Below are 14,400 nucleotides of genomic sequence, written 5' to 3'. Positions count from 1 at the left end.
TCAAAAGCTAAGAAACGTATTTTATTATAAAATTACAAAATATGACAATTCCATTTGAACCTGTTTTTTTTGGGTATGAAATAAATATTCATTTGATTTTTGAATATTTCGCGTTTTTTATTGGATATAGATATTACGCTTATCTACGAAAAAAACAAGAAGATCTAATTCAAACAACTAATCGATTTTCTATCATTTTTGGTGCTGCAATGGGTGCTTTTTTAGGTTCAAGAATTATTGGTTTTTTTGAAAGTCCTATTCTCCCGGATGATTTAATCTCTTTAGTTAAAGCCTTAAATACCAAAACAATTATGGGTGGATTGTTTGGTGGACTTTTAGGTGTAGAATTGACAAAAAAAATAATAAATGAAAAAAATTCGTCGGGCGATTTGTTTACGTTTCCTATAATTCTAGGCATATTTATTGGAAGAATGGGTTGTTTTTTATCTGGAACAAATGAATTTACTTATGGGAATGTGACATCGTCTTTTGTCGGAATGAATTTGGGAGATAATTTAACTCGACATCCAACCGCATTATACGAATTAATTTTCTTATTTGTTCTGTTTTTATTTTTATGGAGATTAAAAAATAGAGGTTTAAAAAACGGATTACTTTTTGAATATTTTATGATTTCTTATTTTACCTTTCGATTTTTGATTGAGTTTATCAAACCCAATATTTTCTTTATTTTAGGATTAAGTTCAATTCAGATTTTATCCTTAACTTGTTTGATTTATTATCATAAAACAATTTTAAATTTAGTTATAAATGCCCGTTAGAAAATATACCTATTACGACTATACGCTGAGTCTTTGTCCAGAATGCTTAAAAAGAATAGATGCTAAAATTGTTTTTGAAAACGACAAAGTATATATGCTTAAAAGATGTCCAGAACATGGGAAATCTAAAGTTTTAATTGCTGATGATATTTCATATTATAAAAATATTAGAAATTATAATAAGCCTTCTGAAATTCCATATAAATTTAATACTCAAACGCATTATGGCTGTCCTTATGATTGTGGTTTGTGTCCGGACCATGAGCAACATTCTTGTTTGACAGTTGTAGAAATTACCGACAGGTGTAACCTTACATGTCCTACTTGTTATGCAGGTTCTTCCCCAACTTTTGGAAGACATAGAACCTTAGAGGAAGTTAAAGCAATGTTAGATGTAATTGTATTAAACGAAAAAGAACCAGATGTTGTGCAGATAAGTGGGGGAGAACCAACAATTCACCCGCAGTTTTTTGAAATTTTAGATTATGCAAAATCACTCCCAATTAAGCATTTAATGTTGAATACTAATGGAATTAAAATTGCCAAAGACAAAGGGTTTGCTAAACAATTAAAAAGTTATGCGCCAGATTTTGAGATCTACTTGCAATTTGATTCTTTTAAAAATACAGTTTTACAGGAATTAAGAGGTGCCGATTTAACCGAAATTAGAAAACAAGCTATTGAAAATTTAAATGATTTAAATCTTTCTACAACTTTGGTTGTTACTTTGCAAAAAGGATTGAATGACTGTGAAATAGGAAAAATAATTGACTATGCTTTACAGCAAAAATGTATCAGAGGCGTTACATTTCAGCCCACACAAATTGCAGGTAGATTACAAAAATTTAATCCTGAAACGGATAGGATGACACTTACCGAAGTAAGACGAAAAATTTTAGAACAAACAAACATTTTTAATTCCGACGATTTGTTACCTGTGCCTTGTAATCCAGATGCTTTAGTAATGGGTTATGCTTTAAAAGTAGAAAATGGAGTTATACCTTTAACTCGATATATTAACCCAAATGATTTATTGGATAATAGCAAAAACACCATTATTTATGAACAAGATGTGGTTTTGCAAGGTAAAATGCTCGAGTTGTTTAGTACCGGAAATTCCGTAGAAGTTGCCGAAGAAAATTTAAAATCTATTCTATGCTGCTTGCCTAATATCGACGCTCCAAGTTTAGGTTATGATAATTTATTCAGAATCATTATAATGCAATTTATCGACGCCTATAATTTTGATGTAAGAGCAATAAAAAAGTCGTGTGTACATATTGTAAACAAGGATAATAAAATAATTCCTTTTGAAACTATGAATTTATTTTATAGAGATGATAAATTAGAACGTTTGGAAGAATTAAGAAACGAAATAAAATTTTAAAAAAATGATAGCATTAGAAGTTGGAAATTTAGGTGGTTTGGTTGCTATTTTGATTATGATCATGGTTGTACCTCCAGTTATCTTAACAATAATAGGATTTGCAGTAAGAAGTAACAACCCTAAAACTGCTAAAGTGTTATTTATTTTAGCAGTACTTTATTTAATTGTAGGCTTAGGTATTTGTGGAGGTTTATTAAATTGAAAAACCTGACAATTTTTACATCGTCAGGTTTCCTCTATGTTTTTTAATTCCTCCTTCGGGGGTTAGGGGGATTTAATCATTCAATTTCAACACCGCCATAAATGCTTCTTGCGGAATCTCAACATTTCCTACTAAACGCATTCTCTTTTTACCTTTTTTCTGTTTTTCTAAAAGTTTACGTTTACGAGAAATATCACCACCATAACATTTAGCGGTAACATCCTTACGAAGCGCTTTTATCGTTTCACGAGAAATTACTTTTACACCAATTGCCGCTTGAACAGGAATATCAAATTGCTGTCTCGGAATCAATTCCCTCAATTTCTCACACATTTTTTTACCTATCGAATAGGCGTTATCAGTATGCATCAAGGACGATAAAGCATCCACAATGGTCGCATTCAATAAAATATCTACTTTCACTAAAGAGGAAGTTCGCATTCCTATTGGCGTATAATCAAACGATGCATAACCTTTAGAAACCGTTTTCAAACGATCGTAAAAATCAAATACAATCTCTGCTAGTGGCATGTCAAAAGTCAATTCCACACGCTCAGTAGTTAAATACGTCTGGTTCGTTATCAGTCCGCGTTTTTCAATACACAAACTCATTACATTCCCTACGTAATCAGATTTGGTGATGATTGTTGCCTTGATAAAAGGTTCTTCTACGTGATCCAAACGAGAAGGTTCTGGCAAGTCTGATGGATTATTTACAATCAATATTGTAGTTGGGTCCTTCTTGGTAAAAGCGTGGTACGAAACGTTAGGAACAGTTGTAATAACTGTCATATTAAATTCACGCTCTAAACGCTCTTGGATAATTTCCATGTGTAACATTCCTAAAAATCCACAACGGAAGCCAAATCCTAATGCTGCCGAACTTTCCGGTAAAAATACCAAGGAAGCATCGTTCAACTGTAGTTTCTCCATCGAGTTTCTCAACTCTTCGTAATCTTCCGTGTCTACTGGATAAATTCCTGCAAAAACCATTGGTTTTACATCTTCAAAACCAGTAATGATATTTGTAGTAGGATGTTTTGCATCCGTCAATGTATCTCCTACTTTTACTTCTTTTGCTTCTTTAATTCCGGATATCAAGTAACCAACATCTCCTGCAGAAATCACTTGTTTCGGAACTTGATTCAATTTCAAAGTACCTATTTCATCAGCAAAATATTCATTTCCAGTGGCCATGAATTTAATTTTTTGCCCTTTTTTTATCTGTCCGTTTTTAACTCGGAAAATAACTTCGATACCACGAAACGGATTGTAGTGCGAGTCAAAAATCAAAGCTTGTAATGGTTCATCAATATTTCCTTTCGGGGGCGGAATTCTTTCTATAATCGCAGCTAGAATATTTTCGACACCAAAACCAGTTTTACCAGATGCGTGAATAATTTCGTCTAATTTACATCCCAGTAAATCTACAATATCATCACTTACTTCCTCAGGATTGGCACTTGGTAAATCTACTTTATTCAAAACCGGAATAATTTCCAAGTCGTTTTCTAGCGCCAAGTATAAATTCGAAATTGTTTGGGCCTGTATACTTTGCGCAGCATCCACAATCAAAAGTGCCCCTTCGCAAGCCGCAATAGATCGAGAAACTTCGTACGAAAAATCGACGTGACCTGGAGTATCAATCAAGTTCAAGATGTATTCTTGTCCTTTATAAGTATATTCCATCTGGATCGCGTGACTCTTAATCGTAATACCGCGTTCACGCTCTAAGTCCATATTATCAAGCAATTGCGCCTTTTCTTCACGAGCCGTAACCGTTTGAGTCGCCCCAAGTAAGCGGTCGGCAAGCGTACTTTTCCCGTGATCAATATGTGCAATAATGCAAAAATTCCGTATGTGTTTCATTATTATTATAGTTCAATATCAATTTCAAAAATCAATTGCAGTGCACTTCGCAGTTAGTCTGCAAATATAATACTTAGATAATTGAATTGAGATTTTAAATTTGAATTAATTAAAAATGTTTTTGAAAAATCCTTTCTTTTTCTTTAGTGGACCATTTTCAATTGATAATTTTCTGAAATCTGCTAATTGTTTATCTAATTGCTTTCTTAACATTTTAAAATCTTGAGTCATAATTATTTATTTTGCTCAAATATAACCATTTATCTTATATTTTGTTTATCTTTACGTAGAATTTTTTAAACAAACATTAACTATTTACAGAAAAATATTATGTCCGTTCCCACAAATCAAGAATTAAATAAAATAGTACAAGACAATGATTTACAATATATTTTACTCTTCAATAACGATGGGGACTTGATTGAATCCAATAAATTTAAATTTGACACTAATTATGCAGCTATGTCAGGTACTATAACAAGTATGTGTAACCAAATTATAAAAGATTTACAATATGGTGACATGAACAAAGTTATTATACATGCTTCCAACGGTTTCATTCTAATTACTAAAATTAGTAATAATCATTATATAGCAGCGTTGACAAAAGATGAATCTAAATTAGGAATACTAATGAAGACCATGGATTCAATAAAAAATAAATAATAGCCCAAAATTAAATATAACCTTAAATAACCATAAAATTATGTCAGATTTTTTAACTAATTTCGTAGAAGAAATTAAAAATAACGTTTCTGGATTTATAGCCGTTGCAGTAACAGAAGTAAAAACAGGAATGTCGTATAAATCTTTATCTGTAGTGTCATCATTTGATCCAGAATTAGCTTCAGCATACAATCTTGAAGTGGTTAAAGCAAAAACTACTGCAATAAAAGCTTTAGGGCTTTCAGAAACTATTGAAGATATTATGATAACTTTATCAAATCAGATACACATTATTAGTCTATCAGCAAATGGAGAGTATTTTATATACTTAGCAGTAGACAGTTCTAAAGCAAATTTAGGAATGACGAGAGCCATGTTAAAAAAATATTCAAAAGAAATAGAATTGAAAATGTAGGAAATTATTTTTTAAACAAAAAAAGCTTTAGTTAATTCTAAAGCTTTTTTTTATTTAATTAAGATCTTTGAAAAAAAAATTTGTTCTGCCAAAAATTGGTAAAATTATTTTAGCCGATTTTCATTTACTTCTTGCAGTTATGTAAAAAATGTGAGCTATATATCTTTGCGTAGATTGTGTAAAATTCATGGGGCTGATATAATGTACTCTGAGTTGATTTCGTCAGAAAGACTAATTCGTGATGCCATCAAAAGTCGCGTGATATTAGATATCTCTGACTATGAATGCCCTGTAGGAATTTAGATTTTTGAGGGCATCGTTTGGATCGCTTTGCTTAGAGATAAATTAAATTCAAATGCAAGTTTATTTTACAGACGTTTGCACACATTTTTGTATTTTTGACTAAATCCAAGACATCAGATTCTACATCATAATAATGCTTTCCATGAACCAACTAAACGAAGAGTACATCACCATAAACGACACCAATTATAATTTGCAAGGCATTGAATCCTTGGCCTGGAAAAAGTTAGTCAACGGATCCGTAAAGAAAAAAAATGGTTTTAGAACCATGTGTGTGGGAACCATCGACGAAAAAACCACTGCCGCACTGCGAATTGTAGTAAACAGAAAAGTAGATGAGAGTAACAAAACGATTTATTTTCACACGGACAATCGTTCTAGAAAATTTTCTGATTTAGAACAGGACAATCGCATTTCACTTTTGTTTTATGATGCACGGCAAAGAGTACAAATTGTAGTAAAAGCATTTGCTACACTTCATACCAACAACGCTGTCGCAAATGATCGTTGGAAGGCAACCAGTGCGCAAGCTCGTCTGGGTTATATGACAACGCAACCGCCAAATACAAAATCAGACCAAACAACATTGGGTTATGAAGAGCGCTTCGCAAGCATAAAACCCTTGGACGAGGAAAGCAATCCTTTTGAGAAGAACTTTTCAGTTGTAGCTTGCACGGTTTATGAACTAGAATTTTTATATCTCGATTTTCACGGCAACCGAAAGGCTAATTTTTATTATGAAAACGGAGTTTTAGAAAATAGTTTTTGGACTGTTCCTTAAAAGAAAACGACTAAAACTTATCTCTTATTGAATGTCGCGTTGTAAAAAGTGGTATCTCCCTGAGAGAAATCAACCCTGCGATTTTCTTGATTTTCAAATTCTAGGCTATCATTCACCATAAATTTAATCTCGGTAAAGGTGTAACCAGTTTCAAAGGTTGTTGTTAGCTCATACAAGCTATCTTTTTTTATGATTTTCATTTTAGTAGCATAATCCCAAGAAAAAGGCTTGTCTTTCCCTTTTATTCCTACTTTTTTAATTACGCCGATATTGCTTGTTTTCAGTCTGATAACAACTGTTCTTTTATAGGTTTTTTGAACACAGCTCGTTAGTGTAATAAAAAGTAATAAGGTCAAGAAGACGGTTGCAGTTTTCATAATTTAATTTTTTCGAGTGAGTAAATAATCAATTCCAAAACGTCCTGAACCTAAGATGAGAAAGAACATCGCAACCCATAAAAATCCCATGGCTGCGAGACAATTCCATAATCCGTTTTGTATTTGTTGCATAAAGATAGCAACTAGCATGGTGCAAATTACTAAGAATGATGCAATTCGTGTTTGAAATCCACACACTAAAAGCAATCCGCCAACGGCTTCTGCAAAAGCGCCCATCCAAGCAAAAAAAGCGGGAGCAATGGCAAAAATTCCACCATAATTTGCCACATCACCGGGAAACCAAAAAGCGACTTCAAACAATCCTAAATTAGCATCGACAGGTGACCAAGGCATTCCAAATTTATCGGCTCCAAAGTTAAAAGCCAGCAAGTACCCACAAACAATTCGCGGAATAGCAATAAATAGATCTTGTGACCAATGTGGCAACAAAATAGGTTTGGTGATTTTGGTGAGTAGTTGCATAATGCTATATTTTTTTGAAATTGAAATTGAAATTGACATTGCTATTGCCATTTACAGGGTTGATTTTTATATCCCATTGATAAGCCAGTATCTCCAGTTACATACAGATCTACTGATGCACTTTCACTGGATTTGTTCTCAATTCGTCAGGCGGTATTTCTTTCTGCTTTTACGATTACAGTTTCATTTGGTCTAACTATAACTGGCGAATGTGTTCCTCCAGCAAGAGGAGCCATAATAATATTTAAATCGTGATTCGAAACGTTTTTAAGTTTTACTCTGAAGCTTCCGTGTTCATTATTCCCTAATACAAAACTTTCGTTTGGTTTAATAGTTGTATTTGAAGTAAGCGAACCAAAAACACCACAAGAAGTAACAAATAAAGCAGTTGCGAATAATACGAGGATTGTTTTCATAATTAGTTTTTTAGTGATTAATAACAGGGCAAATTTGCGCCATAAATCAGCACCAATCGCTTCAAATTATGATTTGAGACTAGTTTTGGTCTGCTGTAAAGTGCTGTAAATATTGATAATGTTTTTTTTAACGATTCTTTTTCAAAAAAAGTTTGTAGTTATTCCTGATTTTTAATGTCAATTAATAGTTCACAATTGCAGTCTATCTGTCGAAAGTTATTTTGGTAGTTTGTTTAAATTTAACGCTTGTTGTAGGGAATCATTTTTATAGAGTTCGTAGTTTTATATTCAGGAGTAAATGCAGTTTTGGAAAACAAAACCAAGTAATAAACTCTTGAAATTTTTAACGCTATTGGATTATGAAACGGAATTCCCCAAAAGACATCAGTCACCTTGATGATTTAAACCGATTGAATGAAATAGTTTCTGATAAGCGCCTTGCAAAAAGAGCAACAGAAAAAAAGAATAGACGCAACCGCCACTACGAAAAGCAGTTTATCAAAAATACCATTGAACGGTTTGAGGTAGAGTAAGACTCTATTTGGTATATGGAATATTTTATTCGTTTATATATTCCTTTGGAGTTTTGCCAGTATTTTTCTTAAAAGCTCTGTTAAAAGTAGCTTTCGAATTAAAGCCGCAATCATAAGCAATTCCTAATAAGGTAGATTTCTTGTGTTCGCCATTTGATAAGCTGATTTTAACCGCCTCAATTCTGAAGTTATTGATGTAATAATTAAAGTTCATTAGAAACCCTTGATTGATTGTTTTAGAAATAACGGAGACGTTGGTTTCTAATTTTGTCGCCAAATCGGTAAGCGTTAATTCGGGATTTTGATAGAGTTTTTCTTCTTGAATTAAGGTTTCTATTTTAGATTTCCAAAGTTCCGTTTCGGGTGAACCAGCTTTTTCTAAAGTCTCATATTGAATGTCAATACTGGTTTCCAGATCATTTGTACTGTTATGGTCTAATAAAAGAATGGGACTTTTGTCAAAAAAAGACATCTTAAACGGTATTGTAGCATTTGTAGGATTAGAATATCCAGTAATGGCAATATAATACATCACTATCGAAAAGAAAAGATAAAACCACCAACTGCCTTGATAGGATTTTATTTCGGGAAAAAAGTATCCTATACCATCAAAAACTAGTGGTAAAAGTAACATCACTAAAAAAGCAATCAAATACGTTTGGATCCATTTAAACAAAACAGAATCGGCATAACTCACTACTTGAAACATGAGTTTTTTGTATACATTGTAATATCGGATACTTAAAATAAAATACACAATCACGGAGAGTAGACCTAGTTTTTGATACCATTGCTCGAAGTCTTTGTCCATTCCGTTTTTATAGAAATAGTAATCGCCAAAAATGAATTGGTCATAAATCCAAATAGCAATAATGTATAGTAGATATAGCAATCCAGGCGTTAAATGAAGTGCTTCTTTTTTCGAAAATTTGAAAGAGGGATTCAGTAAACTTTGGGTGTAAAAAAAGATGATAGGACCTATCCATAAAAGGTGCTGAAAAGGAGTGTAAAATAAAATATCTCGATAGGGTTGATTATCATACCAACCCGCAAAACCAAGCATCCAAGGTGCATTATAGAGGCTACAAAGAAAAATGAAAAAACTCAACCAATAATTAGATTTATTGTCAGTTTTAATAGCTTTTGCAAGTAATAAAGCGCTGTAAACAATTCCTTGCGTAAACGAAATAAGTAAAACGGAACTGTAAAAGCCAAATTGAAAAAGCATCAGTGTTTTTTTGTAAAAATAGTATTATTTATAATGTCTTGTTGCACTTGTAATTACTATTTTTAGGATGTTAATTAACTCAAAATAAAACAATAAGAATTTTATTTATAACTAACTTTGTAGTTCTTATTCTAGAAAAAACAGCAAATTTGAACTTCGATAAACTTAAAGAAAAACTAGAGATTCTTGCAGATGCGGCTAAATATGACGTGTCTTGCTCTTCTAGTGGTGGAAACCGAAAAAACACTGGTAAAGGTTTGGGCGATTCGTCTAGCTCTGGAATTTGTCACACCTATACTGAGGATGGGCGATGTGTTTCCTTATTAAAAATTCTATTGACTAATTTTTGTATTTACGATTGTGCGTATTGCGTTACTCGAAAAAGCAATGACATTCAGCGCGCTGCCTTCACAGTCGATGAAGTGGTCGATTTAACCATTAATTTTTACCGAAGAAATTATATCGAAGGTTTATTTTTAAGTTCAGGGATTTTTAAAAATGCTGATTATACCATGGAACGATTGGTTCGAGTAGCTAAAAAATTACGCTTAGAACATAATTTTAATGGCTATATCCACCTTAAAAGTATTCCGGGCGCTAGCGATGAATTGATGCGCGAGGCAGGTTTATACGCCGATCGATTGAGTATGAATCTTGAAATTCCAACTGAATCAGGACTCAAATTATTGGCGCCAGATAAAAACCATCAGGACATGATCAATCCGATGCGTTTTGTAAAAAATGAATTGATACAATATAAAGAAGAAAAGAAAAAATTCAAAAGTACGCCCAAGTTTGCTCCAGCCGGACAAAGTACACAAGTTATAGTAGGAGCAACGCAAGAAAACGATTTTCAAATCATTCAAGTTGCCGATCATTTTTATAATAATTTCAACATGAAACGGGTTTATTATTCGGGGTATGTGCCTGTTTCAAATGATGTTCGTTTGCCAGCTATTGGCACACAAGTGCCGTTGATTCGTGAAAATCGATTGTATCAAGCCGATTGGCTCATGCGTTTTTACGGCTTTAAAGCCAATGAAATTCTCGAAAAAAACAATCCATTTCTAGATTTAGAAGTCGACCCAAAAATGGGCTGGGCGTTGCGAAACATCACACATTTTCCAGTAATAATTCAGCATGCACCGCTGGAAATGATTTTGCGCGTTCCAGGAATTGGTGTCAAATCAGCACATAAAATTGTATATGCACGCCGTTTTCAAAATCTATCGATGGAACACCTCAAGAAAATTGGAGTTTCGGTAAATAGAGCCAGGTATTTTATTTCGGTAAGTAATGAAAACACGCATTTAAAATTCTTAAACGCCTTGAATCTCAAAGAAATTATTCTGGGCGATATGAAGTCCAAATTCGAAAAGCCATTTGATAATCAATTATCATTACTCAATGACACAACTTTCTTACGATAATACTTTTGAAGGTTTGTTGACTGCGGTTTTCGAAATTTACGAATACAAATATCCAAGTCCCAATATCAGTAAACACGATGATACGCAGCAGAATTTGTTCGTTGACATTCTAGTTGTCAGTACGGATGTATCTAAATCGGATCGCGTGGTAAAAAAACTCCAAACCCAAATGGGTAGTGATGGCTTACGCTGTCTGATTTGGGCTTTTCTTTCGGAGAAAATCGGTGTAGAGAATATCATTTTTAATGTGATCAATTACGCCGTTCAAAATCCTACGGTCAATATCATGAAAGATTTCTCTAATGATAGCGTGTTGCAAATTTCGCAACTAACCAAAAACGTAGGACGCGAAAAGCACCGAATGGAAGCTTTTATTAGATTCGAACAATTAAAAGATGGTATTTATTTTGCTAAAATAGACCCTGATTTTGATGTTTTGACGTTGCTAATTAAGCATTTTAAAAACAGATATCAAGATCAAAAATGGATCATTTATGATTTACGACGAAAATATGGAGTGTACTATGATTTAAACGAAGTGGAAATTATTACCATGGATCTAGACCTGAAATCACTGGATGATAAAAGCAATCAGGTTTTCTCAGATACTGAAATCGACTATCAAAAATTGTGGTGGGAATATTTTGATCATACCAACATTAAGGAACGCAAAAACACTAAGTTGCATATACAACACGTTCCTAAACGTTATTGGAAATACCTAACTGAAAAGAAAATGTTTTAGACTTACAAACATTTCCGTATTTTTGCAAAAAAAATTCCCTTGATAAAAATAGGCAACATAGAACTTCCTGATTTTCCCTTACTTCTTGCTCCAATGGAAGATGTGAGCGATCCGCCATTTCGTAGATTGTGCAAAATGCATGGTGCTGATATGATGTATTCAGAGTTTATCTCATCAGAAGGATTAATTCGTGACGCCATCAAGAGCCGAATGAAATTAGATATTTTCGATTACGAACGCCCTGTGGGCATCCAAATTTTTGGCGGAGATGAAGAAGCAATGGAATTATCGTCAAAAATTGTTTCTACCGTAAATCCAGATATTATTGATATCAATTTTGGATGTCCCGTAAAAAAAGTAGTATGCAAAGGTGCTGGAGCTGGAGTTTTGAAAGATGTTGATTTGATGATTCGGTTAACAAAAGCCGTTATTGCTGGTACCCATTTACCAGTAACCGTGAAAACGCGTTTGGGTTGGGACGACAACTCTATAAATATTGATGAGGTAGCAGAGCGTTTACAAGATATTGGTGTTGCGGCGCTAAGCATTCACGCACGTACCCGAGCCCAAATGTATAAAGGTCACTCCGATTGGTCACACATTGCCCGCGTGAAAAACAATCCAAGAATTACGATGCCAATTTTTGGTAACGGAGATATCGATTCTCCGGAGAAAGCATTACAATATAAAAATGAATACGGCATTGACGGAATTATGATTGGTCGTGCTGCCATTGGTTATCCTTGGATTTTTGACGAAATCAAGCATTACTTCAAAACAGGAGAACACTTAGCAAAACCTACCGTTATTGATAGAGTAGAAGCCGTTCGCAATCACCTCACTTGGGCCATGGAATGGAAAGGAGAACGCTTAGGAATTGTGGAAACGCGTCCGCATTACACTAATTATTTCAAAGGAATCCATTCTTTTAAAACCCACAAACAAAAATTAGTGACGCTAGATCGTCCAGAAGAATTGTTCGCTGCTTTAAATGAAATCGAAGAAGCTTATGTAGGATATGAGGTGGTTTAAGCAGTATATATTAATCATCTTCTACCGCCAATTCGCTAATTTATAATAGCTTATTAATTAAATATCTTTGCTAAATCTAAAGCGTAATTTATTTAAAATTTGCGAATTTTCGATTTGGAAAAATTATTCCAACAACTTCTTGCTCACGCGACTACTTGCAATTAAGGAAGCAATAAAGCCAAGTGTGACAATCGTTCCCATGACAATCAGTACATTTTCGATAGAGAAAATCACGGGATAAGCCAGTGAAGGAGTAATCATAACCAACTGAAAATACTCTTGCAGCAACACGATTATGATTCCTAAAACTAAGCCAATAATTCCGCCAAAAACACTCAATAAAGTGCCTTGAAGCAAGAATATTTTTCGCAAATCCTTTATTTCAGTTCCCAAGTTAAAAAGGGTTTTTAGGTTTCCCTTTTTGTCTAAAATCATCATGATCAGTGCTCCAATCAAATTGAAAAGTGCCACAATAATGACCAGTGTAAAAATTAAGTACACCGCAATATTCTCTGTGTTCAACATTTTATAGAGCGATTCATTGAGTTGTGCCCTGTTTTTTACCGTAATTTTATTGTTGAAAATTGTTTGGAGTTGGGCTGTAATGACACTTTCATCAGCACCAGGCTTTACTTTGATTTCAATTCCAGAAACTTGATTGGTTTTGTATTCTAATAATTCCTGCGCAAGACCTAAATCAGCAAAAACATATTTAGAATCTAAGTCTTCGCTAATAGCATAAATACCCACCGGAATAAGATCGGTTTTATTAAACGCTTCTTCTGGATTTTCAATTGCGCCTTTTCCCGGTTTTGGCGCCAGAACTTCCAATTGCCTGTTAAAATCAAGCAATCCCAATGAGAATTTTTGAGCAATGCCATAACCTACAACTACTTGATAGGTATTGGGTTGCAGCCACTGTCCGTTATAAAGCTTTGATTCAATAGCATTGACTTTGCTATAATTTGCATCTACGCCTTTCAAGTACGTAACTTCTTGTTTGTCATCAAAAGTGAATAAAACACGCTCCTCAATAATTTTGGTATAGGAGGCAATGCCTGCAATGTCCTTTATTTCGATTTCTTGTTTTGGCGAAATCAAAAAAGATTTCCCTAAGGTGCTACTGATTTTGAGATCAGGATCAATCTCATTGGTAAACGAAAGGCTAAAAACTTTCAGACCACTAAACACAGATAATACCACAAACAAAGCCATGGCGCCAACAATAATTCCCATACTGGCAATACGATTGATGATATTGATAGCGCTGTTTTTACTGTTGCTCCGAATATAGCGTTTGGCTATGTATAAAGGGAAATTCAAATTTTATTGAAATCTGCGTTTGTCTAGAAGGTCTCTGTTGTCAATAGGATTGTCTCTATTGGCTAGTGCATTGTCAATTTTTTCGATGTAGTCTAGTGAGTCGTCAATAAAGAAAACTAAATTAGGAACTTTACGCAATTGCAAGCGCACGCGTTGCGATAAATCGTGTTTTATATTTTTTGAATTCGATTTCACTGCCTCTAAAATTTCTTTGGCTTTGTCTTGAGGAAAAACACTTAAATGAACCGTCGCCACAGACAAATCTGTAGTTACCGTAACCTTGGATACCGAAATTATCAAATTACTAACTCCGTTTTTTCTCACTTCACCTTGCAGAATATCAACCAAATCTTTTTGGATAACCCCACCTATTTTTTTCTGTCTATTTGTTTCCATGCTGCAAAAATACTACTTTTAAGTTTTATCCC

The 14,400-nt window shown here is 33.8% G+C and carries 17 protein-coding genes and 1 pseudogene; 11 read left to right on the top strand and 7 right to left on the bottom strand.

What is annotated here, in order from left to right; translation table 11 throughout:
* The first annotated feature begins 41 nt into the window (after window positions 1–41).
* The 3 genes from ACNQGB_RS02340 to ACNQGB_RS02330 are packed head-to-tail and all read left to right on the top strand — an operon-like array spanning window position 42 to window position 2,371.
* Complete coding sequence (locus tag ACNQGB_RS02340) at window positions 42–782, top strand: prolipoprotein diacylglyceryl transferase family protein (RefSeq protein WP_417945335.1); 741 nt, start codon at window positions 42–44, stop codon at window positions 780–782.
* Window positions 772–2,169, top strand: coding sequence for a radical SAM protein (locus tag ACNQGB_RS02335; protein WP_417945334.1), 1,398 nt, complete (start codon window positions 772–774; stop codon window positions 2,167–2,169). Before ACNQGB_RS02340 ends, ACNQGB_RS02335 begins: the two co-directional genes overlap by 11 nt.
* 4 nt (window positions 2,170–2,173) lie before the next feature.
* Window positions 2,174–2,371 carry a hypothetical protein gene (locus ACNQGB_RS02330; RefSeq protein ID WP_417945332.1) on the top strand — a complete coding sequence of 66 codons (198 nt, stop codon included), beginning with the start codon at window positions 2,174–2,176 and terminating at the stop codon, window positions 2,369–2,371.
* Window positions 2,372–2,443: 72 nt separating this feature from the next.
* Here ACNQGB_RS02330 and lepA read toward each other — a convergent pair whose 3' ends face one another.
* A complete protein-coding gene (gene lepA / locus ACNQGB_RS02325; RefSeq protein WP_417975769.1) occupies window positions 2,444–4,240 on the bottom strand; it encodes a translation elongation factor 4 in 1,797 nt (598 codons plus the stop codon).
* Window positions 4,241–4,570: 330 nt separating this feature from the next.
* On the opposite strand from lepA, the gene ACNQGB_RS02320 reads away from it, so the two are divergent.
* The 4 genes and pseudogenes from ACNQGB_RS02320 (at window position 4,571) to ACNQGB_RS02305 (ending at window position 6,405) form a co-directional block, all read left to right on the top strand.
* Complete coding sequence (locus ACNQGB_RS02320) at window positions 4,571–4,906, top strand: roadblock/LC7 domain-containing protein (RefSeq protein ID WP_417947076.1); 336 nt, start codon at window positions 4,571–4,573, stop codon at window positions 4,904–4,906.
* Window positions 4,907–4,946: 40 nt separating this feature from the next.
* Window positions 4,947–5,321, top strand: coding sequence for a hypothetical protein (locus ACNQGB_RS02315; RefSeq protein WP_417947074.1), 375 nt, complete (start codon window positions 4,947–4,949; stop codon window positions 5,319–5,321).
* 139 nt (window positions 5,322–5,460) lie between these two features.
* Window positions 5,461–5,621 (top strand): annotated as a pseudogene (locus ACNQGB_RS02310) (tRNA dihydrouridine synthase DusB); the annotation flags it as partial.
* Window positions 5,622–5,766: 145 nt separating this feature from the next.
* Window positions 5,767–6,405 carry a pyridoxamine 5'-phosphate oxidase family protein gene (locus tag ACNQGB_RS02305; RefSeq protein ID WP_417947072.1) on the top strand — a complete coding sequence of 213 codons (639 nt, stop codon included), beginning with the start codon at window positions 5,767–5,769 and terminating at the stop codon, window positions 6,403–6,405.
* Between the two features lie 17 nt (window positions 6,406–6,422).
* On the opposite strand, the gene ACNQGB_RS02300 is transcribed toward ACNQGB_RS02305, so the two are convergent.
* From ACNQGB_RS02300 to ACNQGB_RS02290, 3 genes are all read right to left on the bottom strand, one after another.
* Window positions 6,423–6,782 carry a hypothetical protein gene (locus tag ACNQGB_RS02300; protein WP_417947071.1) on the bottom strand — a complete coding sequence of 120 codons (360 nt, stop codon included), beginning with the start codon at window positions 6,780–6,782 and terminating at the stop codon, window positions 6,423–6,425.
* Between the two features lie 3 nt (window positions 6,783–6,785).
* A complete protein-coding gene (locus ACNQGB_RS02295) occupies window positions 6,786–7,265 on the bottom strand; it encodes a DoxX family protein (protein WP_417947069.1) in 480 nt (159 codons plus the stop codon).
* A gap of 146 nt (window positions 7,266–7,411) precedes the next feature.
* A complete protein-coding gene (locus ACNQGB_RS02290; RefSeq protein ID WP_417947067.1) occupies window positions 7,412–7,681 on the bottom strand; it encodes a hypothetical protein in 270 nt (89 codons plus the stop codon).
* A 359-nt stretch (window positions 7,682–8,040) separates the two neighbouring features.
* On the opposite strand from ACNQGB_RS02290, the gene ACNQGB_RS02285 reads away from it, so the two are divergent.
* Window positions 8,041–8,214, top strand: a complete 174-nt coding sequence (locus tag ACNQGB_RS02285) for a hypothetical protein (protein WP_417947065.1) — start codon at window positions 8,041–8,043, stop codon at window positions 8,212–8,214.
* 25 nt (window positions 8,215–8,239) lie between these two features.
* Here ACNQGB_RS02285 and ACNQGB_RS02280 read toward each other — a convergent pair whose 3' ends face one another.
* Window positions 8,240–9,442: a helix-turn-helix domain-containing protein gene (locus tag ACNQGB_RS02280; RefSeq protein WP_417947063.1), complete on the bottom strand. Its 1,203-nt coding sequence runs from the start codon at window positions 9,440–9,442 to the stop codon at window positions 8,240–8,242.
* Window positions 9,443–9,591: 149 nt separating this feature from the next.
* On the opposite strand from ACNQGB_RS02280, the gene ACNQGB_RS02275 reads away from it, so the two are divergent.
* Genes ACNQGB_RS02275 through dusB form a run of 3 tightly spaced genes read left to right on the top strand, consistent with a single transcriptional unit; the run spans window position 9,592 to window position 12,649 of the window.
* Window positions 9,592–10,872 (top strand): putative DNA modification/repair radical SAM protein, encoded by a 1,281-nt coding sequence (locus tag ACNQGB_RS02275; RefSeq protein WP_417947061.1) that lies wholly within the window; start codon window positions 9,592–9,594, stop codon window positions 10,870–10,872.
* The gene (locus tag ACNQGB_RS02270) at window positions 10,850–11,617 is read left to right on the top strand and encodes a TIGR03915 family putative DNA repair protein (protein ID WP_417947060.1); all 768 of its coding nucleotides are present in this window, start codon (window positions 10,850–10,852) and stop codon (window positions 11,615–11,617) included. The genes ACNQGB_RS02275 and ACNQGB_RS02270 overlap by 23 nt, the downstream gene beginning before the upstream one ends.
* A gap of 39 nt (window positions 11,618–11,656) precedes the next feature.
* Window positions 11,657–12,649 carry a tRNA dihydrouridine synthase DusB gene (gene dusB, locus ACNQGB_RS02265; protein WP_417947059.1) on the top strand — a complete coding sequence of 331 codons (993 nt, stop codon included), beginning with the start codon at window positions 11,657–11,659 and terminating at the stop codon, window positions 12,647–12,649.
* 123 nt (window positions 12,650–12,772) lie between these two features.
* Here the strand turns inward: dusB and ACNQGB_RS02260 are convergent, their stop codons facing one another.
* Entirely contained in the window at window positions 12,773–13,972 is a 1,200-nt protein-coding gene (locus ACNQGB_RS02260) for an ABC transporter permease (RefSeq protein ID WP_417947058.1), read from the bottom strand.
* 3 nt (window positions 13,973–13,975) lie between these two features.
* On the bottom strand, window positions 13,976–14,368 hold the full coding sequence (gene rbfA, locus ACNQGB_RS02255; RefSeq protein WP_417947056.1) for a 30S ribosome-binding factor RbfA: 393 nt from the start codon (window positions 14,366–14,368) through the stop codon (window positions 13,976–13,978).
* Window positions 14,369–14,400 lie beyond the last annotated feature (32 nt).

Source organism: Flavobacterium frigidum, assembly GCF_048286795.2.
The sequence above is the reverse complement of the archived record's forward strand: the minus strand, read 5'-3'. Positions and strand labels throughout refer to the sequence as shown.